17 protein-coding genes and 1 pseudogene are annotated in these 23,316 nt (G+C 72.9%); 16 read left to right on the forward strand and 2 right to left on the reverse strand.

The window, feature by feature from the left end; all coding sequences use genetic code 11:
• Positions 1-184: 184 nt before the first annotated feature.
• From ACFSL4_RS01950 to ACFSL4_RS01965, 4 genes and pseudogenes are all read left to right on the forward strand, one after another.
• Entirely contained in the window at positions 185-2,059 is a 1,875-nt protein-coding gene (locus ACFSL4_RS01950; RefSeq protein ID WP_381077516.1) for an AMP-dependent synthetase/ligase, read from the forward strand.
• Positions 2,060-2,287: 228 nt separating this feature from the next.
• Complete coding sequence (locus ACFSL4_RS01955) at positions 2,288-4,225, forward strand: SpoIIE family protein phosphatase (RefSeq protein WP_381077518.1); 1,938 nt, start codon at positions 2,288-2,290, stop codon at positions 4,223-4,225.
• Positions 4,226-4,256: 31 nt separating this feature from the next.
• Positions 4,257-5,489: a radical SAM family heme chaperone HemW gene (hemW, locus tag ACFSL4_RS01960; protein ID WP_381077521.1), complete on the forward strand. Its 1,233-nt coding sequence runs from the start codon at positions 4,257-4,259 to the stop codon at positions 5,487-5,489.
• Positions 5,490-5,523: 34 nt separating this feature from the next.
• Positions 5,524-5,962, forward strand: a pseudogene (locus ACFSL4_RS01965) (Uma2 family endonuclease); the annotation flags it as partial.
• Here ACFSL4_RS01965 and ACFSL4_RS01970 read toward each other — a convergent pair.
• Together ACFSL4_RS01970 and ACFSL4_RS01975 are read right to left on the reverse strand one after the other, a co-directional pair.
• Positions 5,931-6,749 carry a DUF3097 domain-containing protein gene (locus tag ACFSL4_RS01970; RefSeq protein WP_381077524.1) on the reverse strand — a complete coding sequence of 273 codons (819 nt, stop codon included), beginning with the start codon at positions 6,747-6,749 and terminating at the stop codon, positions 5,931-5,933. The pseudogene ACFSL4_RS01965 and the gene ACFSL4_RS01970 overlap by 32 nt on opposite strands.
• 46 nt (positions 6,750-6,795) lie before the next feature.
• Complete coding sequence (locus ACFSL4_RS01975) at positions 6,796-7,530, reverse strand: MBL fold metallo-hydrolase (protein ID WP_381077526.1); 735 nt, start codon at positions 7,528-7,530, stop codon at positions 6,796-6,798.
• A gap of 204 nt (positions 7,531-7,734) precedes the next feature.
• Between ACFSL4_RS01975 and hrcA the strand changes: the two genes are divergently transcribed.
• From hrcA to ACFSL4_RS02035, 12 genes are all read left to right on the forward strand, one after another.
• Positions 7,735-8,754 (forward strand): heat-inducible transcriptional repressor HrcA, encoded by a 1,020-nt coding sequence (gene hrcA, locus ACFSL4_RS01980; protein WP_381077529.1) that lies wholly within the window; start codon positions 7,735-7,737, stop codon positions 8,752-8,754.
• Positions 8,755-9,891 (forward strand): molecular chaperone DnaJ, encoded by a 1,137-nt coding sequence (gene dnaJ, locus ACFSL4_RS01985; RefSeq protein ID WP_381077531.1) that lies wholly within the window; start codon positions 8,755-8,757, stop codon positions 9,889-9,891. It abuts the gene before it with no gap.
• Between the two features lie 280 nt (positions 9,892-10,171).
• Positions 10,172-11,296, forward strand: a complete 1,125-nt coding sequence (locus ACFSL4_RS01990) for a nitronate monooxygenase (protein WP_381077533.1) — start codon at positions 10,172-10,174, stop codon at positions 11,294-11,296.
• A complete protein-coding gene (locus tag ACFSL4_RS01995; protein WP_381077535.1) occupies positions 11,293-12,033 on the forward strand; it encodes a 16S rRNA (uracil(1498)-N(3))-methyltransferase in 741 nt (246 codons plus the stop codon). The genes ACFSL4_RS01990 and ACFSL4_RS01995 overlap by 4 nt, the downstream gene beginning before the upstream one ends.
• 118 nt (positions 12,034-12,151) lie before the next feature.
• Positions 12,152-12,706, forward strand: coding sequence for a hypothetical protein (locus ACFSL4_RS02000; RefSeq protein ID WP_381077538.1), 555 nt, complete (start codon positions 12,152-12,154; stop codon positions 12,704-12,706).
• 70 nt (positions 12,707-12,776) lie between these two features.
• Entirely contained in the window at positions 12,777-15,983 is a 3,207-nt protein-coding gene (locus ACFSL4_RS02005; RefSeq protein WP_381077541.1) for a S41 family peptidase, read from the forward strand.
• A 108-nt stretch (positions 15,984-16,091) separates the two neighbouring features.
• Complete coding sequence (locus tag ACFSL4_RS02010) at positions 16,092-16,445, forward strand: histidine triad nucleotide-binding protein (protein WP_381077543.1); 354 nt, start codon at positions 16,092-16,094, stop codon at positions 16,443-16,445.
• Between the two features lie 6 nt (positions 16,446-16,451).
• Positions 16,452-17,357, forward strand: coding sequence for a ribonuclease Z (locus tag ACFSL4_RS02015; protein WP_381077545.1), 906 nt, complete (start codon positions 16,452-16,454; stop codon positions 17,355-17,357).
• Positions 17,358-17,377: 20 nt separating this feature from the next.
• Positions 17,378-18,370, forward strand: a complete 993-nt coding sequence (locus ACFSL4_RS02020; RefSeq protein WP_381077548.1) for an adenosine deaminase — start codon at positions 17,378-17,380, stop codon at positions 18,368-18,370.
• A 153-nt stretch (positions 18,371-18,523) separates the two neighbouring features.
• Complete coding sequence (locus ACFSL4_RS02025) at positions 18,524-19,831, forward strand: glucarate dehydratase family protein (protein WP_381077551.1); 1,308 nt, start codon at positions 18,524-18,526, stop codon at positions 19,829-19,831.
• Between the two features lie 115 nt (positions 19,832-19,946).
• Positions 19,947-21,059, forward strand: a complete 1,113-nt coding sequence (locus tag ACFSL4_RS02030) for a carbohydrate kinase family protein (protein WP_381077553.1) — start codon at positions 19,947-19,949, stop codon at positions 21,057-21,059.
• A gap of 151 nt (positions 21,060-21,210) precedes the next feature.
• Positions 21,211-23,310, forward strand: a complete 2,100-nt coding sequence (locus ACFSL4_RS02035) for a glycoside hydrolase family 31 protein (protein ID WP_381077555.1) — start codon at positions 21,211-21,213, stop codon at positions 23,308-23,310.
• The last annotated feature ends 6 nt before the right edge of the window (positions 23,311-23,316 follow it).

Below are 23,316 nucleotides of genomic sequence, written 5' to 3' on the forward strand. Positions count from 1 at the left end.
GCGCCCGGCCGCTCTCTGTAGGAAGCGACAGGCCGTCGCCCCTTACGAACCGGCCGGTCGGGCTCTACCCTGTCCCTGCCCGATAGTTACTCGCGAGTTAAACAACGGCTCGCGGGTGGAATACAAGCCGCAATGAGCCAGCCGCACTGAGCCAGCCGCACCGTCGCGGGCCCCGGAGGATGTCGTGAGCGACACACAGACCTTGATCGAGAACCGTCCGCCGTCCGTGGCGGGCCTCTTCCTGGAGCGCGTGGCGGCCACGCCGGACGCCGAGGCATACCGCTACCCGGTGCCCCCGGCCTCCGGCGAGGGCCCCGACGACTGGAAGTCGCTGAGCTGGGCGCAGGCCGCCGGGCGGGTCTACGCCATCGCGGCCGGACTGATCGAGCTGGGCGTGCAGCCGGAGCAGCGGGTGGCGCTCGCCTCCTCCACCCGCGTCGAGTGGATCCTCGCCGACCTGGGCATCCTGTGCGCGGGCGCGGCCACGACGACGATCTACCCGCAGACGAACGTCGACGAGTCCGCGTTCATCCTCGCCGACTCCGGCAGCAAGGTGCTGATCGCCGAGAACGCCGCCCAGCTCGCCAAGGCGCGGGAGAAGCGCGCCGAACTGCCCGAGCTGACACGCGTCGTGGTGATCGACCCCGAGGGCGTCGAGACCGGCGACTGGGTGATGACCCTCGCCGAGCTGGAGGCCCACGGCGCCGCCTACCTGGAGAAGCACCCCGAGCTGATCAAGGAGCGGGTCGGCGCGATCACCAGGGACCAGCTCGCCACCCTCATCTACACCTCCGGCACCACCGGCCGGCCCAAGGGCGTGCGCCTGCCGCACGACAACTGGGCGTACATGGCGAAGGCCATCGCCGCGACCGGGCTGATCAGCAGCGAGGACGTGCAGTACCTGTGGCTGCCGCTCGCCCACGTCTTCGGAAAGGTGCTCACCTCCGGCCAGATCGAGGTCGGGCACGTCACCGCCGTCGACGGCCGCGTCGACAAGATCATCGAGAATCTGCCGGTGGTGCAGCCGACGTACATGGCCGCCGTGCCGCGCATCTTCGAGAAGGTCTACAACGGGGTCGCGGCCAAGGCGCGGTCCGGTGGTGCGGCCAAGTACAAGATCTTCCAGTGGGCGGCCGGGGTCGCGCGCGAGTACGGCAAGGTCACCCAGGACAACTTCCGCCGCACCGGCACCCACTCCGCACCCTTCGGCCTGGCCGCCAAGCACAAGGTCGCGGACACGCTCGTGTACGCCAAGATCCGTGAGGCGTTCGGCGGGAGGCTGCGCGCCTGCATCTCCGGCTCCGCCGCCCTCGCACCCGAGATCGGGTACTTCTTCGCGGGCGCGGGCGTCCACATCCTGGAGGGCTACGGCCTCACCGAGTCCTCCGCGGCCTCCTTCGTGAACCCGGGCGAGGCCTACCGCACGGGCACGGTCGGCAAGCCGCTGCCCGGCACCGAGGTGCGGATCGCGGACGACGGCGAGATCCTGCTGCGGGGCCCGGGCATCATGGAGGGCTACCACGGCCTGCCGGAGAAGACCGCCGAGGTGCTCGAGTCCGACGGCTGGTTCCACACCGGGGACATCGGCGAGCTGTCGCCCGACGGCTATCTGCGGATCACCGACCGCAAGAAGGACCTCATCAAGACCTCCGGCGGCAAGTACATCGCGCCGGCCGAGGTCGAGGGCCAGTTCAAGGCGGTGTGCCCGTACGTCTCCAACATCCTGGTGCACGGCGCCGACCGCAACTTCTGCACCGCGCTCATCGCCCTCGACGAGCCGTCCATCCTGGAGTGGGCGAAGGAGAACGGCCGGGCCGGCACGTCGTACGCCGACATCGTCGCCGACCCCGCCACGGTCGAGCTGATCGACGGCTACATCAAGCGGCTCAACGAGGGCCTCCAGCGCTGGCAGACCATCAAGAAGTTCCGCCTCCTGCCGCGCGACCTCGACGTGGAGCACGGCGAGATCACCCCCAGCCTCAAGCTGAAGCGGCCCGTCGTGGAGCGCGAGTACAAGCACCTCATCGACGAGATGTACGACGGCACCCGCGAGGCGTGAGGTACGAGGACGCGGGGCACGGGCGGCGCGCGGTCGACGCGCCGCCCGTGCCGCTGTGCCCGTAAGGGAATCCGCTGCTCGAATCTGTCCGTTGTCGAGCACTTGTGGAGCACTGTTCCCCTCCAAGGGGGCCCAGTTCGGTAACTCGGTGCTTATGGACGCGGTCGGTCTGTCACTCTGTCCGCATCGCCAGAGGCGCATTCGTCCGAACTTCCCGGGGAGTTGTCCATGGGGGCCGTCCCGACGCAGCGGGAGACCATGTCCCGCGCCCCTGACGCGCCGGCGCACGAGGGCGCGGAGCTGTGGACGTCGGCGCGCACCACGCTGCCCGGAGGGCCGCTCGCGCCCGGGGCCGCCCGCCGGTTCATGCGGGCCGCCCTCACCGATTGGGAGGGGCTCGCCGAACCCGGCACCGTCACCGAGCGGCTGAGCGACGACGCGCTGGTCGTCGTCAGCGAACTCGTCACCAACGCCGTCGTGCACGCGGGCACGGACGTCGAACTGGTCTGCCGCCTGGAGGACGCCAGGGACGATCCGGCCGGACTCGTCGTCGAGGTCTCCGACCGCCACCCCTCGCGCGTGGTGCGGGACGACGGCACCGAACGCCCCTACGGCATACCCGAGTACGGGCGCGGTCTGCGGCTCGTCTCCACGCTCGCCACGGCCTGGGGCATCACCTACCGCACCGGTGCCAAGACCGTCTGGGCGCGCCTGCCCCTGGACGGCACCCTGGACGCCGAGGAGGAGATGGAGGCGTACGCCGGCGAGAGCGTCCCGGAGTGGGAGCCGGGCACGGCCGGGCTCCCCGCGCCGGAACTCCTCGTGTGCGCCGACCCCGGGCGCGGCTCCCCCGACCGGGACTGGCGGGGCCGCGGCGCCCTGTCCTTCCTCGCCGAGGCGTCCGACCTGCTCGCCGGGCAGCTCGACGAGGACCTGGTGGCCGCGCTCACCGGGCAACTGCTCGTGCCACGGCTGGCCGATTGGTGCGCGGTGTGGCTGGAGGACGAGGCGACCGGCTGGCGCGGGTCCGAGTCCGCCGTGGCCTCCGGGCCGCGCCTCGCCCGCGTCTGGCACGGCAGCGAGAACCGCATCGAGGAACTGCGCCGGGCGCTGGAGAAGGACCCGCCCCGGCTGCCCGAGTCGGTGCGCTCCCGCGCGGTGCCGGTGCCCTGGCCCGCCGAGGCGCTGGGCCCGCGGGGCGCGGCCGGGGCGGCGCTCGCCTACCGTCTGATCGCCGGCGGCCGGCCGCTCGGCACGCTCGTCATCGGGCGGGCCGGGCTGCCGCGCTTCCCCGACGAGATCACCGGCCTCGTCGAGGACCTCAGCCGCCGGGTGGCGCTGGCCATCGGGGCCGCCCGGCAGTACGCGCGCCAGGCCACCATCAGCCGGGTGCTGCAACGCGGGCTGCTGCCGGGCGCGGTCGCCGAGATCCCCGGTGTGCGCAGCGCGCTCGTGTACGAACCGTGCGACAAGGGCGGTCCCAGCGGCGACTTCTACGACCTGTTCCCGGCGGGGAACGGCCGCTGGTGCTTCGCGATCGGTGACGTCCAGGGCAAGGGCCCCGAGGCGGCGGTCGTGATCGGGCTCGCCCGGCCCTGGCTGCGGTTGTTGGCCCGCGAGGGCTACGACGTCCCCGACGTCCTGGACCGCCTCAACCAGCTCCTGCTGGACGACGCGACGGAAGCCTCGGACGCGGCGGCGCGGGCCCTGGTCGCGGCGGGCGCCCCCGTACCGGTCGTCGACGACGGCCCGCAGGCCCGCTTCCTCTCCCTCCTCTACGGCGAGCTGGTCCCCTTCGACGGCGGGGTGCGGTGCACGCTGGCCGCAGCCGGGCACCCGCTGCCGCTGCTGCTGGGGCCGGACGGCGACGTACGGGCCGTGGCGCAGCCGCAGACGCTGCTCGGAGTCGTCGAGGATGTGACGTACACGTGCGAGACCTTCGAACTGCACCCCGCCGACACGCTTCTGTGCGTCACGGACGGGGTGACGGAGCGGCGCAGCGGATCGTGCCAGTTCGACGACGGGGACGGGCTCGCCGCGGCGCTCGCCGGCTGCGCCGGACTGACCGCGCAGCTGATCGCGGAGCGGATGAGGAGGCTGGTGCACGATTTCGGCGGGAACCCGCCGGAGGACGATCTGGCGCTGCTGGTGCTGCAGGCGGAATGAGGACGTCTGGCCGTGCGGGACAATGGAGGGCATGCCCTCCGCACTCCCCGACGGCGAACCCGTCCCCGACGACGGCGCACTGCCCGCGCACGCGCTCGCCGGGGCCGCAGGGCGCCCTCTCGGGTTCTACCTCCACGTGCCGTACTGCGCCACGCGCTGCGGCTACTGCGACTTCAACACGTACACGGCGACGGAGCTGCGGGGCACGGGAGGCGTCCTCGCCTCGCGGGAGACCTACGCGCCGACCCTGATCGAGGAGATCCGCCTGGCCCGCAAGGTGCTCGGCGACGACCCGCGCGAGGTGCGCACGGTGTTCGTCGGGGGCGGTACGCCGACGCTGCTGGCGGCGGACGACCTGGTACGGATGCTGGGGGCGGTCCGGGACGAGTTCGGCCTCGCGGCCGACGCCGAGGTGACGACGGAGGCCAACCCGGAGTCGGTCGATCCGGCGTATCTGACGGCCCTGAGGGAGGGCGGCTTCACGCGGATCTCCTTCGGCATGCAGAGCGCCCGCCCGCACATCCTGAAGATCCTCGACCGCACCCACACCCCGGGCCGCCCCGAGGCGTGCGTGGCCGAGGCGCGGGCGGCGGGCTTCGAGCATGTGAACCTGGACCTGATCTACGGGACGCCGGGGGAGTCGGACGACGACTGGCGGGCTTCGCTGGAGGCGGCGCTGGGGGCGGGCCCGGACCACATCAGCGCCTATGCGCTGATCGTGGAGGAGGGCACGCGGCTGGCGCGCCGCATCCGCCGGGGCGAGATCCCGATGACGGACGACGACGTGCACGCGGACCGGTACCTGATCGCCCAGGACATGCTGTCGGCGGCGGGCTACGACTGGTACGAGGTCTCGAACTGGGCCGTGTCGGAGTCCGGCCGCTGCCTCCACAACGAGCTGTACTGGCGCGGCGCCGACTGGTGGGGTGCCGGCCCCGGGGCGCACTCGCACATCGGCGGCGTGCGCTGGTGGAACGTGAAGCACCCGGGGGCGTACGGGGCGGCCTTGGCGGATGGCCGTTCCCCGGGAGCGGGGCGGGAGATCCTCACGGACGAGGACCGCCGGGTGGAGCGCGTCCTGCTGGAGCTGCGGCTGAGGGAGGGGGCGCCGCTGGCTCTGCTGCGGGAGGAGGGGCTGGCGGCTTCCCGGCGGGCGCTGGCGGAGGGGCTGCTGGAGGAGGGGCCGTACGCGGAGGGACGGGCCGTTCTGACACTGCGGGGGCGACTGCTGGCGGATGCGGTGGTGCGGGACCTGGTGGACTGATCACTCCGGCGGGTGAATCACCGCAGGACATCGCCCGCGCGAGCGGTGGGAGCGGCTCCAGACAACAGATGTGGACATCGTCGGCGAGGCCAGCGAGCCCGTTTTGGACTTCTTGGTGCTGATCGCGGCGTTGCCCCGGACTCAGGGCGTCTTCTGCCGTCCCGGTTGATTACGTGGTTGTCGAGGTGGTTTCCGGGACGAACGTTGACCGGGACTACGGGATCAAGCGGTCCGTCTACGCGGCGGGCAAGATCCCCGGGTACCTGATCATCGACCCGATTGTCGCGCACTGCGTTCTGCTCACCGGACCCGAGGGTGAGACCGGACCCGAGGGTGAGGGCGAGATCGCAGATTACCGGGCGCAGCGGATCACGGAAGGCGGTGGCCCCCTTCCGCTGGAGCCCCTCGGTGTGGAACTGGACACGAGCGAGTTCGGGACCCTCACCGGGGTCCGGCGTCACCACCTGCCGTGACGAAGTCGATCAGTTCCTCCACACGCCCCAGCAACTCCGGCTCCAGGTCCTTGTAGGACCGCACCCGCGCAAGAATCCCCTGCCACGCCTCCCCGGTGTTCTCCGGCCACCCCAGCGCCCGGCACACCCCCTTCTTCCAGTCCTGCCCGCGCGGGACGGCCGGCCACTCTCGGATGCCCAGCGACGACGGCTTCACCGCCTGCCAGATGTCGATGTAGGGGTGCCCGACCACCAGGGCGTGCCCGCTCGTCACCGACTCCGCGATGCGCCACTCCTTCGAGCCGGGGACCAGGTGGTCCACCAGGACGCCGAGGCGGGCGTCGGGGCCGGGGGCGAAGGACGCCACGATCGACGGCAGGTCGTCGACACCCTCCAGGTACTCCACCACCACGCCCTCGATGCGCAGGTCGTCGCCCCACACCTTCTCGACCAGTTCCGCGTCGTGACGGCCCTCGACGTAGATACGGCCCGCCCGGGCCACCCTCGCCCGGGCCCCCGGGACGGCCACCGAGCCCGACGCCGTACGGGCGGGGCGCCGCGGGGGAGTCTTCGGACGCACCAGCGTCACCACCCTGCCCTCCAGCAGGAAACCACGAGGCTCCAGGGGGAACACCCGGTGCTTGCCGAAGCGGTCCTCCAGCGTCACCGTGCCCGCCTCGCAGCGGATCACCGCGCCGCAGAAGCCGGTGCGCGGCTCCTCCACCACCAGGCCGGGGTCCGCCGGGACCTCCGGGGCGGGCTTCGGCTTCTTCCACGGCGGGGTCAGGTCCGGCGAGTACATGCGCATTCGGATGACGATAGGAGAAGCCGGGGTCGGAGGGTGCGGCGAGCGCCTACGACACGCCGAAACGGGCCGCCAGCCCGTCCCGCTGGGACCGGACGAACCCGGCGTCCACCACCGCCCCGTGCCCCGGCACGTACAGCGCGTCCTCGCCGCCCAGCTCCAGCAGCCGGTCAAGGGCGGCCGGCCAGTGCGAGGGGACCGCGTCCAAACCCGCCTGCGGCTCGCCGGACTCCTCCACCAGGTCCCCGCAGAACACCACCTCCGGGTCACCGGGAACGAGGACCGCCAGGTCGTGGGCGGTGTGGCCGGGTCCCACGTCGGCCAGCAGGACCCGCACCCCGCCCAGGTCCAGCGTCCGCTCGCCCGACACCTGGTGGCGCGGACGCACCAGCACGTCCGCGGCCTCGGCCGCCGCCGCCGGGTCCAGGCCGTGGCGCACGGCGTCCATGACCAGTTCGTCGCGGCCGCGGACGAGCACCGCGTCGATGCCCGCCGCCCCGAACACCTCCGCGCCCGCGAACGCCGCCGCCCCGAAGACATGGTCGAAGTGGGGGTGCGTGAGCGCGAGATGCGTCACACTCCGGTCCCCGCCGAGCGGCGCGAGCAGCCGCCGCGCCTGGGCGCGCAACCGCGCGCCCTCGCCGAGGCTCGACCCCGCGTCCACGAGGAGCGCCCCGTGCCCGCCGACCACGAGCCCGGCCGTGCAGTCCCAGACCGGAAGCCGCCGCCGCCCCGAGCGCGTACCGAGCGGCTCCCACCCGGACCCTTCCCACAGCACCGTCATACGGCGACGCTATCGGCAGGCGCCCGGCCTGGCAGGACAGCCCGGGACAGGTCGGTACACGTCGGTACGACAGCCGGGCTCTCCCTTGCCGGGGGCGTACCCGGCCGCCGTACACTGGGCCCCGGGATGCTGGCACTCGAATGCGCAGAGTGCCAGGGGAGCCAGGGGAAGTGCCGGGAAGACCGATTGCTGGAGGTGCGCGCGATGCTCAGTGAACGCAGGCTCGAAGTGCTGCGCGCCATCGTCCAGGACTATGTGGGCACCGAGGAGCCCGTGGGCTCCAAGGCACTCACCGAGCGGCACAGGCTCGGCGTCTCCCCGGCCACCGTCCGAAACGACATGGCGGCGCTGGAGGAGGAGGGCTACATCGCCCAGCCGCACACCAGCGCCGGACGCATCCCCACGGACAAGGGCTACCGCCTCTTCGTCGACAAGCTCGCGGCCGTCAAGCCGATGAGCCCGCCCGAGCGCCGCGCGATCCAGAACTTCCTGGAGGGCGCGGTCGACCTCGACGACGTGGTCGCGCGTACGGTACGCCTGCTCGCGCAGCTCACCCGGCAGGTCGCCGTAGTGCAGTACCCGTCGCTGACACGCTCGACCGTGCGGCACGTGGAACTGCTGTCGATGGCACCCGCGCGTGTGATGCTGGTGCTGATCACGGACACCGGCCGGGTGGAGCAGCGGATGATCGACTGCCCCGCGCCGTTCGGGGAGACGTCCCTCGCGGATCTGCGGGCGCGGCTCAACAGCCGGGTCGCCGGCCGCCGTTTCGCGGATGTCCCGCAGCTCGTGCAGGACCTTCCCGAGGCGTTCGAGGAACCGGAGGACCGCGGCGCGGTCTCGACGGTACTGTCCACCCTCCTGGAGACGCTCGTGGAGGAGACCGAGGAGCGGCTGATGATCGGCGGCACCGCCAATCTCACCCGCTTCGCGCACGACTTCCCGCTCACCATCCGCCCCGTCCTGGAGGCGCTGGAGGAGCAGGTCGTCCTTCTCAAGCTGCTGGGCGAGGCGAAGGATCCGGCCATGATGGTGCGTATCGGCCATGAGAACGCGTACGAGGGACTCAACACCACGTCCATCGTCTCCGTCGGCTACGGTTCGGGCGGCGAGGCAGTAGCGAAACTCGGCGTGGTCGGACCGACCCGCATGGATTACCCGGGAACGATGGGAGCGGTACGAGCGGTGGCACGGTACGTCGGACAGATCCTGGCGGAGTCGTAAGTGGCCACGGACTACTACGCCGTGCTCGGCGTACGCCGCGACGCGTCACAGGACGAGATCAAGAAGGCGTTCCGCCGGCTCGCCCGCGAGCTGCACCCGGACGTCAACCCCGATCCGAAGACGCAGGAGCGGTTCAAGGAGATCAACGCCGCCTACGAGGTGCTCTCGGACCCGCAGAAGAAGCAGGTCTACGACCTCGGCGGCGACCCGCTGTCCCAGTCGGGCGGCGGGGGCGCGGGCGGCTTCGGCGCGGGCGGCTTCGGAAACTTCTCCGACATCATGGACGCGTTCTTCGGCGCGGCGTCGCAGCGCGGTCCGCGCTCGCGCACCCGCCGCGGCCAGGACGCGATGATCCGGCTCGAAGTCGACCTCGACGAGGCGGCCTTCGGCACGACCAAGGACATCCAGGTCGACACGGCCGTCGTCTGCAACACCTGCAACGGCGAGGGCGCGGCGCCCGGGACGAGCGCCCAGACCTGCGACATGTGCCGGGGCCGCGGCGAGGTCTCGCAGGTCACCCGGTCCTTCCTCGGCCAGGTCATGACGTCGCGGCCGTGCCCGCAGTGCCAGGGATTCGGCACCATCGTCCCGAACCCGTGCCCGGAGTGCGCGGGCGACGGGCGGGTGCGCTCCCGCAGGACGCTCACCGTCAAGATCCCCGCCGGTGTCGACAACGGCACGCGGATCCAGCTCGCGGGCGAGGGCGAGGTCGGCCCCGGCGGCGGCCCGGCCGGCGACCTGTACGTCGAGATCCACGAGCTGCCGCACGCGACCTTCCAGCGCCGCGGCGACGACCTGCACTGCACGGTCACCATCCCGATGACCGCCGCGTCCCTCGGCACGAAGGTGCCGCTGGAGACGCTCGACGGCCTGGAGGAGGTCGACATCCGCCCAGGCACCCAGTCCGGGCAGTCGATCCCGCTGCACGGCCGCGGCGTCACGCACCTGCGCGGCGGCGGCCGGGGCGACCTGGTCGTGCACGTCGAGGTGCAGACCCCGACGAAGCTGGACCCGGAGCAGGAGCGGCTGCTGCGCGAGCTGGCGAAGCTGCGGGGCGAGGAGCGGCCGCAGGGGCAGTTCCAGCCGGGGCAGCAGGGGCTGTTCTCGCGGCTGAAGGATGCATTCAACGGGCGGTGACGCGGGGCCGCCCGGCGTCACCGCCCGTCTGGGGGCGGCAACCCCCAGACCCGCTTCGGCCTGAACGGCCTTGTCCTCGGGCGCCGGACGGGCCGGTGGTGTGGGCCTGGGCCGGGCGGTGATGTGGGTCCGGGCCGGGCGGTGATCCGTGAGGCCGGCAGGCCGGATTACGGTGGGTCTCGTCGTGCCCCTGACGTCCTGACCCGCCGCCGATTCCCTTGGCATATGCCAGAGGAAGACCGGATTCGGACCCGTGCGGAGGACGTGACACCATGCGGTCATGTCCACCGCGCTGACCGATCTCCTCCGCCATCCGATCGTGCAGGCCCCCATGGCGGGCGGCGCCTCCGTGCCGCGGCTCGCCGCCGCCGTGTCGGACGCCGGCGGCCTGGGGTTCCTCGCCGCCGGGTACAAGACCGCCGACGGCATGTACCAGGAGATCAAGCAGCTCCGCGGCCTCACGGGCGCCCCCTTCGGCGTGAACCTGTTCATGCCGCAGCCCGAGTACCCCGGTGCGGGCAGCGGCTCCACAGGAGCGGCGGCCGTGACCGCGCTGCCCTCTGCCGCCGCCGTCGAGGTCTACGCCAACCAGCTCGCCGGTGAGGCCGCCTGGTACGAGACGGAACTGGGCGACCCCGACAGCGGCCGGGACGACGGCTACGACGCCAAACTCGCCGTCCTGCTCGACAACCCGGTGCCGGCGGTCTCCTTCCACTTCGGCGTCCCCGCCCCTGACGTCCTGGACTCGCTGCGCCGCGCGGGCACCCTCACCCTGGTCACCGCTACCACCGTGGACGAGGCCCTCGCCGTGCAGCGGGCGGGCGCCGACGCGGTGATCGTGCAGGGCGTCGAGGCGGGCGGCCACCAGGGCACCCACCGCGACCTCGCCGAGAACGACCCCTGCGGTATCGGGCTGCTCTCGCTGGTCGCCCAGGTCCGCGAGAGCGTGCGGATCCCGATCGTGGCGGCCGGCGGGATCATGCGCGGCAGCCAGATCGCCGCGGTGCTCGCGGCGGGGGCGAGCGCCGCCCAGCTGGGCACCGCGTTCCTGGTGACGCCCGAGTCCGGCGCCCACCCCCTGCACAAGCGGGCGCTGACCGACCCCCTGTTCGTCCGGACGGAGCTGACGCGCGCCTTCTCCGGGCGTCCGGCGCGCGGCCTGGTCAACCGCTTCATGCGTGAGCACGGCCCCTACGCGCCCGCCGCCTACCCGGAGGTCCACCATCTGACCTCGCCGCTGCGCAAGGCGGCCGCCAAGAGCGGCGACGCGCAGGGCATGGCGCTGTGGGCGGGCCAGGGCCATCGTATGGCGCGCGAACTGCCCGCCGGAGAGCTGGTGGAGGTGCTGGCGGCGGAGGCCGGGGCAGCGGTGACAGCGTTGTCGACGGGAGGTGCGTCCCGATGACCGCACCGGTGTTCGTGGTCGACCGACTCGACGGCATCGGAGGGGAGTTCGTGCTCGACGGCCCCGAGGGGCGGCACGCGGTCTCGGTGAAGCGGCTGCGGCCCGGCGAGGACGTGGTCCTCACCGACGGACGCGGTCGGTGGATCGAGGGCGTGGTGAAGGCCGCCGAGGGCAAGGACCGCCTCGTGGTCATGGACCTGGAGTCCGTCGACGAGGAGCCGCCGCAGACCCCGCGCATCACCGTGGTGCAGGCCCTGCCCAAGGGCGACCGGGGGGAGCTGGCCGTGGAGACCATGACCGAGGTCGGGGTGGACGCGATCGTGCCGTGGTCGGCTTCCCGGTGCATCACACAGTGGAAGGGCGAGCGCGGACTGAAGGCGCTCGGCAAGTGGCGGGCCACCGCCCGTGAGGCGGGCAAGCAGTCCCGCCGGGTGCGCTTCCCCGAGGTCGCGGACGCGGCAACCACCCAACAGGTTGCCGCACTTCTGGCCACCGTCGATCTCGCCGCCGTCCTGCACGAGAGCGGCGAGGAACCCCTGGCGACCGCGGACCTTCCCACCGAGGGCGAGATCGTGCTGGTCGTGGGGCCCGAAGGGGGCATCTCGCCTCAGGAGCTGGCGCTGTTCGGCCAGGCGGGTGCCAGGGCGTTCCGGCTGGGGAGCACCGTCCTGCGTACGTCGACCGCGGGCACCGCGGCGGCCGCCCTGCTGCTTGGGCGCACGGGCCGCTGGTCCTGATCCGCGGACATCCACGGGGCATGCGACGGAACCCGTCCAAGTGATGGGAACACCAGGAGCGCCCGGGTGGCCGTATGCGCTCTACCGTCGTGGGCGGGACGGTGGCAGGCTGCCATCCATGGGGGTATTGAGGCGGATTCGACGGCCGAGGGGACGGCGGCTCGCGGCCGTGACCGGAATCGTCGCCGTCGCCGTCGGCGGAGCCGTGGCGTGCCAGCCCGGAGATCTGAGTTCCGCGACGGTGGCGTACACGACCGACCAGACTGCGACCGCACAACTGCAGCGGCAGCATGTGAACGTGCGCTGGCTCAGCTGCACGGGCACCTACGGCAGCGGCGGCAAGGCCGCCACGTCCGCAGGGACGCCCGCGCCGAGCGAGACCACCGTCGTGAGCGTCGACTGCCAGGGGCAGACGGACGACCACAAGGACATCACCGTCAAGGGCAGGGTCACGCGGGCCGTCGACGGCAGGTGTGTTCGCGGGGACCTCAGGGCCACGGTGGGCGGCAAGGAGGTCTTCCACGTCAGCGGCCTCGGCAACTGCAACGCCACCCCCACGCCGCCCGTTTCCTACCACCCCGTCACGCCCGGCGGGCCCGGTCCCACCGTCACCGTGACGAAGACCATCTGGTGCCAGGGCGACCCCACCTGCTGGCCGGTCCAGGGCAAGTGACGAGCGCATGGGACGCAGGCAACAGCGCAAACCCCTGCCAGGGACCACGATCGCTGCTTAGGGTGACCTGGTGACTCAGTCCGCATCGCCCGCGTATCTCCGGTTCCCGCACCTGCACGGCGAGTTGCTCGCCTTCACCGCCGAGGACGACGTCTGGGTCGCCCCGGTCGACGGCGGCCGCGCCTGGCGGGTCAGCGCCGACAACGTCCCCGTCAACCACCCCCGGATATCCCCGGACGGCACGACCGTCGCCTGGACGTCCACCCGCGACGGCGCCCCCGAGGTGCACGTCGCCCCGCTCGACGGCGGCCCCGCCCGGCGCCTGACCCACTGGGGCAGCGCGAAGACCCAGGTGCGCGGCTGGACCCCCGAGGGACGCGTGCTCGCCCTCAGCACGGTCGGCCAGGCGTCGCTGCGCCGCACCTGGGCGCGCGCGGTGCCCCTGGACGGCGGGGCGGCGGCCACCCTGCCGTACGGACCCGTCGGCGATGTCGCGTACGGGCCGGCCACGGTGCTGCTGTCCGCGTCCATGGGCCGCGAGGCGGCGCACTGGAAGCGGTACCGGGGCGGCACGGCGGGCAAGCTGTGGATCGACCGTGCCGGCGAGGGGGAGTTCGTGCGGCTGCACGAGGACCTCGACGGCAATGTCGAGTACCCCTTCTGGGTCGGGGAGCGCATCGCCTTCCTCAGCGACCACGAGGGCGTCGGGGCGCTCTACTCGTCGTCGGCCGACGGCTCGGATCTGCGGCGGCACACGCCCCTGGGCGACTTCTACGCCCGGCACGCCGCCACCGACGGCACCCGGGTCGTCTACGCGTCCGCCGGTGAACTGTGGCTCCTGGACGACCTGGACGGGGCCGAGCCGCGACGGCTCGACATCCGGCTCGGCGGGCAGCGCACCGACCTCCAGCCGCATCCCGTGAGCGCCGCCCGCTGGTTCGGCTCCGCCTCGCCCGATCACACCGGGCGTGGCAGTGCCGTCCTGGTGCGGGGCGCCGTCCACTGGGTCACCCACCGCTCGGGGCCCGCCCGCGCGCTCGCCGACGGGCACGGCGTACGGGCCCGTCTGCCGCACACCTTCCGCACGGACGGCGAGGAGTGGGTGGTGTGGGTCACGGACGCGGAGGGCGACGACGCGCTGGAGTTCGCGCCCGCCACCGGACTCGCGCCCGGCGCCGTCCCGCGGCGGCTCGCGGCCGGGCAGCTCGGCCGTGTGCTCGGCCTCGCGGTGGCTCCCGACGGCAGCCGGGTCGCGGTCGCCGCGCACGACGGGCGGGTGCTGCTCGTCGAGCGGGACAGCGGTGAGGTGCGCGAGGTCGACCGCAGCGAGGACGGCGAGGTCAGCGGGCTCGTCTTCGCGCCGGACTCGGCGTGGCTGGCCTGGTCGCATCCCGGACCGCGCCCGCTGCGGCAGCTCAAGCTCGCCAACACGGCCGACCTGTCGGTGACGGAGGCGACACCGCTCCGCTTCCGCGACTACGCGCCGGCCTTCACTCTGGACGGCAAGCACCTGGCGTTCCTCTCGGCGCGCTCGTTCGACCCGGTTTACGACGAGCACGTCTTCGACCTGGCCTTCGTGGGCGGCTCGCGTCCGTATCTGATCACGCTCGCCGCGGCCACCCCCTCCCCGTTCGGGCCGCAGCGGCACGGCCGCCCCTTCGAGGCGCCGGACAAGGACGAGACGCCCGGCAGCGAGGGCGCGCCCGCCACCCGGATCGACCTGGAGGGTCTCGCCGACCGGATCGTGCCGTTCCCGGTCGAGGCCGCGCGCTACTCCGGGCTGCAGGCGGCCAGGGACGGCGTGCTGTGGCTGCGGCATCCGGTGCGCGGTGTGCTGGGCGCCTCGCGCGCCACCCCCGACGACCCCGATCCCCACACCGAGTTGGAACGGTACGACCTCGTCCAGCAGCGCATCGAGCACCTGTGCGCGGACGCCGAGCGCTTCGCGGTCACCGGCGACGGCAAACGGGTGCTGCTGTGGACCGACGGCAAGCTCAAGGTCGTACCGAGCGACCGGCGTGCCCCGAACGACGACGACAGCGACGCGAACATCACCGTGGACCTGTCGCGCGTACGGCAGACCGTCGACCCGGCGGCCGAGTGGCGGCAGATGTACGAGGAGACCGGCCGCCTCATGCGCGACAACTTCTGGCGGCCCGACCTGGGCGGGGTCGACTGGGAGGGCGTACTGGACCGCTACCGGCCCGTGCTCGGGCGTGTCGCCACGCACGACGACCTCGTCGACCTGCTGTGGGAGGTGCAGGGCGAGCTGGGCACCTCGCACGCCTATGTCACGCCCGCGGGCGGGAGCTGGGGCGGGGACCGGCGGCAGGGGCTGCTCGGGGCCGACCTGTCCCGGCACGAGGACGGGAGCTGGCGCATCGAGCGCGTGCTGCCCTCGGAGACCTCCGACCCCGACGCGCAGGCGCCGCTGGCGGCACCCGGTGTGGCCGTACGGGCGGGCGACGCGATCGTCGCGGTCGGCGGCCGGCCGGTGGACCCGGTGACCGGGCCCGGGCCGCTGCTGGTGGGGACGGCCGGCAAGCCGGTGGAGCTGACGGTCTCGCCGGCGGGCGGGGGCGAGCTGCGGCACGCCGTCGTCGTCCCGATCGCGGACGAGGAGCCGCTGCGGTACCACGCGTGGGTGGCGGACCGGCGCGCCTACGTGCACGAGAGGTCCGGCGGGCGGCTCGGCTATCTGCACGTGCCGGACATGGTGGGCTCCGGGTGGGCCCAGCTCCACCGCGACCTGCGGATCGAGGTCGCCCGTGAGGGGCTGATCGTGGACGTGCGGGAGAACCGGGGCGGGCACACCTCCCAGCTGGTCGTGGAGAAGCTGGCCCGGCGGATCGTGGGATGGGACCTGCCGCGCGGGATGCGGCCCTACAGCTACCCCGAGGACGCGCCCAGGGGGCCCGTCGTCGCCGTCGCGGACGAGTTCTCCGGATCGGACGGGGACATCGTGAACGCGGCCGTCAAGGCGCTCGGGATCGGGCCGGTGGTGGGCACCCGGACATGGGGCGGGGTCGTCGGGATCGACAGCCGTTACCGGCTGGTCGACGGGACGCTGGTGACGCAGCCCAAGTACGCGTTCTGGCTGGAGGGTTACGGGTGGGGCGTGGAGAACCACGGGGTCGATCCGGATGTCGAGGTGGTCCAGGCGCCGCAGGACCACGCAGCGGGGCGTGACGTCCAGCTGGACGAGGCGGTGCGCATCGCGCTGGCCACGCTGGAGGAACGCCCGGCGAAGCGGCCCCCGGAGCTGCCGTCGTCGTGATCCCCCCGTCCGGCGGCGGACGGTGCCCGCCCGCCCTTCGGAGCGGGCGGGCGGGGAGGGCCGATACGATGCCGTCGTCGCGATCAGTCTGTGTCAGGAGGCACGCACATGGCGGGAGAGCCGCAGGACGACTGTCTGTTCTGCAAGATCGTCGCGGGGCACATCCCGGCGACGATCGTCCGGGAGACCGAGACCACGGTCGCCTTCCGGGACATCAACCCCCAAGCGCCGACCCATGTGCTGGTCATCCCCCGGCTGCACTACCCGCACGCCGCCTCCCTCGCCGCCGCCGCACCGGCCGTGGCCGCCGACGTGCTCCGGGAGGCCGGCGAGGTCGCCGCGGACGAGAAGCTCGACCACTACCGTGTCGTCTTCAACACCGGCGGCGGGGCGGGCCAGACCGTCTTCCACGCGCACGCCCACGTCCTGGGCGGCCGCGGCCTGCAGTGGCCCCCCGGATAAGCCACCGTGTCGGTACGCGAACTGGTGGTCCTCGGCACCGCCAGCCAGGTGCCCACCCGGCAGCGCAACCACAACGGCTATGTGCTGCGGTGGGACGGGGAGGGAATCCTCTTCGACCCCGGCGAGGGCACCCAACGGCAGATGCTCCGTGCCGGGGTCGCCGCCCACGACCTGCACCGGATCTGCGTCACGCACTTCCACGGCGACCACTGCCTCGGACTCGCCGGGGTGATCCAGCGCATCAGCCTCGACCAGGTGCGCCACCGGATCACCGCACACTACCCGGAGTCGGGGCAGCGGTTCTTCGAGCGGCTGCGGTACGCGACGGCGTACCGGGAGACGGTACGGGTGACCGAGGCGCCCGTCGCCGCCGACGGTCCGCTCGCGGTCACTCCCGCCTACACCCTTGAGGCCCGCCGGCTGTCCCACCCCGTCGAGTCCTACGGCTACCGGCTGGTCGAGCCCGACGGGCGCCGTATGCTGCCCGAACGGCTCGCCGCGCACGGCATCCAGGGGCCCGACGTCGGACGGATCCAGCGGGAGGGCTCCCTCGGCGGTGTCCCGCTCGACGAGGTGAGCGAGGTGCGGCGCGGGCAGCGGTTCGCCTTCGTGATGGACACGCGGCTGTGCGAGGCCGTGCCCGTCCTCGCCGAGGGCTGCGACCTGCTGGTCATCGAGTCCACGTTCCTCGACGCGGACGCGCACCTGGCCGAGGACCACGGCCACCTGACCGCCGGTCAGGCCGGGCGCGTCGCCGCGGAGGCCGGGGTGCGCCATCTCGTCCTCACCCACTTCAGCCAGCGCTACGCCGAACCCGAAGCGTTCGGGCGGGAGGCACGGGCCGCCGGGTTTGACGGCGAACTGACCGTGGCACACGATCTGATGACGGTGCCGGTACCGAAACGCCGGTGAAACGGCCGTACGATGCTGCGATGCCCCTCCCGAAAGCGGAACTGCACCTGCATATCGAAGGCACCCTGGAGCCCGAGCTGGCGTTCGAGCTGGCCGCGCGCAACGGCGTGACGCTGCCGTACGCCGACGCGGACGCCCTTCGCACGGCGTACCGGTTCGAGGACCTCCAGTCCTTCCTGGACCTGTACTACGAGCTCATGGCCGTCCTGCGGACGGAACGGGACTTCGGGGACCTTGCGGACGCCTATCTCGCGCGGGCCGCCGCGCAGGGCGTGCGGCACGCCGAGATCTTCTTCGATCCGCAGGCCCACATGGCGCGCGGGGTCGGCATGGGCACGGTCGTCGAGGGACTGTGGCGGGCGCTCGGCGGCAGCCAGGACAACCATGGCGTCTCCACCCGGCTGATCATGTGCTTCCTGCGCGACGAGTCCGCCGAGTCGGCCATGGAGACCCTGGAGGCGGCGCGGCCGTACCTCGACCGGATCGCCGGCATCGGTCTCGACTCGGCCGAGACCGGGAATCCGCCGGGGAAGTTCCGCGAGGTGTACGAGGCGGCCGCCGCCCTGGGCCTGCACCGTGTGGCGCACGCCGGTGAGGAGGGGCCGCCGGAGTACATCACCGAGGCCCTCGACGTGCTCGGCGTGGAACGCGTCGACCACGGGCTGCGCTGCATGGAGGATCCGGCGCTCGTCGAGCGGCTCGCGCGGGAGCGGATCCCGCTGACCCTGTGCCCCCTGTCGAACGTGCGTCTGCGCGCCGTGGACGCCCTGGCGGACCATCCGCTCGCGGCCATGCTGGACGCCGGGCTGCTGTGCACCGTCAACTCCGACGACCCCGCGTACTTCGGCGGGTACGCGGGGGACAACTTCGACGCCGTGCGGGCCGCGCTCGGCCTGGGCGAGGAGCGGCTGCGCGAGCTGGCCCGCAACTCCTTCGCCGCCTCCTTCCTGGAGCACGACGAGGAGCGGCGGGCGCGCTACATCGCCGAGGTGGACGCATACGAGTTCCCGTAGGCGGCCGGGGACGGTTCCGCCGGTGCCGGTGCCGGTGCCGGTGCCGGTGCCGTGCCGGTTTGCGGGGCGGGCGGCCGGGTAGGAGCGCGCTGCCCTATGCTGTTCGCATACATGGATGGCGTCCATACGGCGAAACGAAAGGGGAGTCGCCCTGTGACCGCCGAGACCTCCTGCGACCTGTCCATCGCCGAGGTGCGCCTGACCCCGGTTCTGGTCGCCGACCCGCCGCTGCTGAACACGCAGGGCGTCCACCAGCCGTACACGCCCCGTCTGATCGTGGAGGTGGTGACGGCCGACGGGATCACGGGACTCGGCGAGACGTACGGCGACACCAAGTACCTGGAGCTGGCCCGGCCGCTGGCGGACAGACTGGCCGGCCGCCCGGTGACGGAGCTGAACGGGCTGTCCGCCCTCGCCGGCGAGGTCGCCGTCGACCCCTCCCGGGCCAGTGGCCGGGTCGACGTCGGCGGGCTGCGCGGCGTCCAGACCGCCGAAAAGCTGCGCCTGTCCGTCCTGTCCGCCTTCGAGGTCGCCTGCCTCGACGCCCTCGGCCAGGCGCTCGGACTGCCCGTGCACGCACTGCTCGGCGGCAGGGTGCGGGACGCGGTCGAGTACAGCGGCTACCTCTTCTACCGGTGGGCCGGCCATCCCGAGGGCGTGGCCGGCGAGAAGGACGACTGGGGTGCCGCCCTCGATCCGGCGGGAGTCGTCGCCCAGGCCCGGGCGTTCAAGGAGCGCTACGGCTTCCGGTCCTTCAAGCTCAAGGGCGGGGTCTTCCCGCCGGACGAGGAGACCGCCGCGGTCCGCGCCCTCGCCGAGGCGTTCCCCGGGCACCCGCTGCGCCTGGACCCGAACGGTGCCTGGTCCGTGGAGACCTCGCTGAGGGTGGCCCGGGAACTGGCCGACGTCCTCGAGTACCTGGAGGACCCCGCCCTCGGCACGCCCGCCATGGCCGAGGTGGCCGCGGGCACCGAGGTGCCGCTGGCCACCAACATGTGCGTCACCACGTTCGCCGAGATCGAGGAGGCGTTCACGCGCGGCGCCGTCCAGGTGCTGCTCTGCGACCACCACTACTGGGGAGGGCTGCGCGCCACCCGCGAACTCGCCGCCGTCTGCCGTGCGTTCGGGGTCGGGGTGTCCATGCACTCCAACACGCACCTCGGCATCTCCCTCGCCGCGATGACCCATGTCGCCTCGACCGTGCCGGACCTCCACCACGCCTGCGACACCCACTACCCGTGGCAGTCCGAGGACGTCCTCACCGAGCGCCTCGCCTTCCGGGACGGCACGATCGCCGTGCCGGACGCCCCCGGCCTCGGCGTCACGCTGGACCGCGACCGGATGGCCGCCCTTCACGAGCGCTGGCTCACCGGTGACGGCGCCCTGCGCGACCGCGACGACGAGGCCGCGATGCGCATCGCGAACCCCGCCTGGGCCACACCGACCGTCCCCCGCTGGTAACGGCCCGCGGCCGCGGCCCCCGGCGCCCGTCCGTCGCCGCTCTCGTGTGACCGGCCCCTTCGAAGGGGCGCTTGGTGCACACTGGCTGGATCCGCATCACGCCAGGGAGCGCACCGTGACCGCGTCCATCGGAGAGGGACCGCACCGCCAGGCCCACATCGATCCCCTTGCCGTCCTGCGCCTGCCGGAGGACCCGCCCTGGGACGTGTATCTGACGGGCACGGTCTTCCTCGACATCATCTTCACCGGGCTCGACTCGGCCCCGGTGCGCGGCACCGAGAGCTGGGCGCGGGGCATGGGGTCGAGTCCCGGCGGCGTCGCCAACATGGCCACCGCGCTGGCCCGCCTGGGCCTGAAGACCTGCCTGGCGGCGGCCTTCGGCGACGACCACTACGGCGACTACTGCTGGGACGCCCTGGAACGGGGTGAGGGCATCGACCTGTCGCCCTCGCGGACGGTTCCCGGCTGGCACTCCCCGGTCACCGTCTCCATGGCGTACGAGGGCGAGCGGACCATGGTCTCCCACGGCCACGAGCCGCCGCCACAGGAGCCCGCACCCGACTGCCCGCCCCGTGTCCGCGCCGCCGTCGCCTCCCTGACCCCCGGCAGACGCGCCCCCTGGATCGCCACCGCCGCCCGGCAGGGCACCCGTATCTTCGCCGACGTCGGCTGGGACGAGACCGGCGCCTGGAACCTGGCGGGCCTGGCCGACCTCGAACTGTGCGAGGCGTTCCTGCCCAACGCGGACGAGGCCATGCGGTACACCGGCACGGACTGCCCGCGCGCCGCCGCGCACGCGCTCACCGAGTATGTGCCGCTGGCCGTCGTCACCCTCGGCGCGGAGGGCGCGTACGCCGTCGACCGGCGTACCGGGGAGACCGCCGCCGTGCCCGCGATCGCCGTCGAGGCGCTGGACCCCACGGGCGCGGGGGACGTCTTCGTTGCGGGGTTCGTGACGGGCACGCTCGCCGAGTGGCCGCTGGCCGACCGCCTCGCCTTCGCGGGGCTGACCGCCGCCCTGTCCGTGCAGGAGTTCGGCGGGTCGCTCTCGGCGCCCGGGTGGTCGGAGATCGCGGCCTGGTGGCGGAAGGTGCAGTCGTACGAGAACCAGGCGCCCGCGGCGCTGCGCCGGTACGCCTTCCTGGACGGACTGCTCCCCGAGGTGTGCGTGGAGCCGTGGCCGCGGCGCCGGGCGGTGCCGACGATCGGCTTCAGACGGCCGGCGTGACGCACCGGGCCGACCGCAAACGGTCGTTGACACATGATGAACACCGCTCGATCATCGGCTGGATCGAGCTGAATCGAGCACGACTTTGCACGGACCGACCTCTGACTCGCGCCTCCCGGCCCCTGACCGCCCCCGTCGAAGGACATGTGCTGTGCGCGGACCATCACGCGGACTCAGGGCACTGCTCGCGACCGTGACACTGGCCCCGGCCCTCCCCGCCGGCCTCACCGCACCGGTACAGGCCGCCCCCGCTCTCCCGGCCGCCCGGTTCTCCGCGTCCGCCGGCCGGCTCGCCCTGACCGTGCCGCCCTCCGGGAACGCCCCCGGCTACACCGTCGAGGTGACGACGGCCCGGCTCGCCCTCGCGACCAGCCGGTCCGGCACCGGCGTCCTGGCCACCGCGGGCGGCGACACCGGCGCCCTGCGCTTCCGCGCCGACGGAGTCTGGCAGCACGCCACCGAGGTCACCGGCTGGTCCTGGAAGGACGGAGTCCTCGCCCTCACCGCGGACACGACGGCCACCGGCGCCACGGTCCGGGCCCGCGTCACCCCCTCCGCCGACCGCTACCACCTCGACTGGACCGTCGGGGGAGCGGACCCCGACCGGCTCGGACTCGCCTACGACCTGGCGTCCGCCGGCCACTGGTACGGGCACGGGGAGGCCGAGACCCCGCAGGGCGGCCCCGGCACCGACCAGCCCTGGCCGCTCGACGCCGGCGAGGTCGTCCACCCGGCCTTCGGCCCGGCCTCGTACCAGATGATCGACCCCTTCTGGTACACGTCGAGCGCGGCCGGGCTGCACGTCGACACCGGGCACGTCATGGACGTGGCGATCAACCGGGGCAAGGACGGCCTCGGCCGCTTCGACGTAGAGTCCGCCGAGCCCTACCGGGCGACCGTCTTCGTGGAGTCCACACCGCTGGAGGTCTACCGCGACTACATCGGCATCGTCGGCAAGCCCGCCAAGAGCGACGCCACCCACGAGCAGTACGCCACGCCGGTGTGGAACTCCTGGGCGCAGTTCTACACCCACGTCGACCAGGCCGGGCTCCTCGACTACGCCCGCGACCTGCACGACAACGGACTCGCCGGGCACACCCTCCAGCTCGACGACAAATGGGAGTCGCATTACGGGAACATGACCTTCGACCCGAAGGCGTACCCCGACCCCAGGGCCATGTCGCGGACCATCCACGACCTCGGCTTCGACCTCGGCCTCTGGGTCACCCTGTGGATCAACCTCGACTCCGACGCGTACCGGTACGCCGCCGACCACGGGTACCTGCTGAAGGACGCGGCCGACCCCTCCAAGCCGTGCACCGTCACCTGGTGGAACGGCACCGCCGGGATCGTCGACCTCGCCGACCAGGACGCCAGGGCCTGGTACACCGGCCGGCTCAGGACCCTGATGAGCGACTACGGCGTCGACGGGCTGAAGTTCGACACCCGCTTCTTCGACGAACGGTGCGCCCCGCACGACGGCTACCGGCCCACCGACTACCAGCGGCTCGGCGCCGGACTCGCCGACGGGTTCGACCTCCAGGGCGTCGGCATCCGCGTGCACTGGGACGCGAGCGCCCACCGGGCGGGGTTCGTCACCCGGCAGATCGACAAGGGCACCGGCTGGGAGTCGCTGCGCGCCTCCGTGACCCAGAACCTGGCCATCTCCACCATCGGCTACCCCTTCGTCGCCACCGACATGATCGGCGGCTCCGGCGGCCGGCCCGCGCCCGTCAAACAGGTGCTGGTGCGCTGGGCGCAGTCCGCCTCGCTGCAGCCGCTGATGTACTCCTCCACATCTCCCGTCGACACCGTCGACGTCACGACGGGCCGCACGGTGGACTACGACCAGGAGACCGTCGACCTCTACCGCAAGGCCGTCGCCCGGCACGCACGCCTCGCGCCGTACATCTGGGACCAGGTGCGGCGCGCGCTGCGCACCGGCGACCCGATCATGCGGCCGCTGTTCTTCGACTTCCCGCGGGACAGGGCCTCCTACACGATCACCGACGAGTGGATGCTCGGCCCGGCGGTCCTGGCCGCCCCGCAGCTCACCGACGGCGCGAGTCGCACCGTCCACCTCCCGCCCGGAGTCTGGTACGACGTCGCCCGCGGCACCGTCGTCCGCGGCCCGCGGACCCTCACGGGCTACGACGTCCCCCTGGGCGTCACCCCGGCCTTCGTGAACCTGAAGGCCGAGGGCGCCGGCAAGGCCCTGCGGGCGCTGAGACCTTCCCCCACGCCCGGCTGACGGGCG

Origin of the sequence: Streptomyces caeni (genome assembly GCF_042678285.1) — a bacterium.
Classification (GTDB): domain Bacteria; phylum Actinomycetota; class Actinomycetes; order Streptomycetales; family Streptomycetaceae; genus Streptomyces; species Streptomyces caeni.

What these genes read in the sequence shown, in the direction of transcription:
- ACFSL4_RS02020 (WP_381077548.1), top strand. Translation starts at nt 17,378, where the DNA reads ATGCCCCTCCCGAAAGCGGAACTGCACCTGCATATCGAAGGCACCCTG.
- hemW (WP_381077521.1), top strand. Translation starts at nt 4,257, where the DNA reads ATGCCCTCCGCACTCCCCGACGGCGAACCCGTCCCCGACGACGGCGCA.
- ACFSL4_RS01970 (WP_381077524.1), bottom strand. Translation starts at nt 6,749, where the DNA reads ATGCGCATGTACTCGCCGGACCTGACCCCGCCGTGGAAGAAGCCGAAG.
- hrcA (WP_381077529.1), top strand. Translation starts at nt 7,735, where the DNA reads ATGCTCAGTGAACGCAGGCTCGAAGTGCTGCGCGCCATCGTCCAGGAC.
- ACFSL4_RS01990 (WP_381077533.1), top strand. Translation starts at nt 10,172, where the DNA reads ATGTCCACCGCGCTGACCGATCTCCTCCGCCATCCGATCGTGCAGGCC.
- ACFSL4_RS02000 (WP_381077538.1), top strand. Translation starts at nt 12,152, where the DNA reads ATGGGGGTATTGAGGCGGATTCGACGGCCGAGGGGACGGCGGCTCGCG.
- ACFSL4_RS02010 (WP_381077543.1), top strand. Translation starts at nt 16,092, where the DNA reads ATGGCGGGAGAGCCGCAGGACGACTGTCTGTTCTGCAAGATCGTCGCG.
- ACFSL4_RS01975 (WP_381077526.1), bottom strand. Translation starts at nt 7,530, where the DNA reads ATGACGGTGCTGTGGGAAGGGTCCGGGTGGGAGCCGCTCGGTACGCGC.
- ACFSL4_RS01955 (WP_381077518.1), top strand. Translation starts at nt 2,288, where the DNA reads ATGGGGGCCGTCCCGACGCAGCGGGAGACCATGTCCCGCGCCCCTGAC.
- ACFSL4_RS01995 (WP_381077535.1), top strand. Translation starts at nt 11,293, where the DNA reads ATGACCGCACCGGTGTTCGTGGTCGACCGACTCGACGGCATCGGAGGG.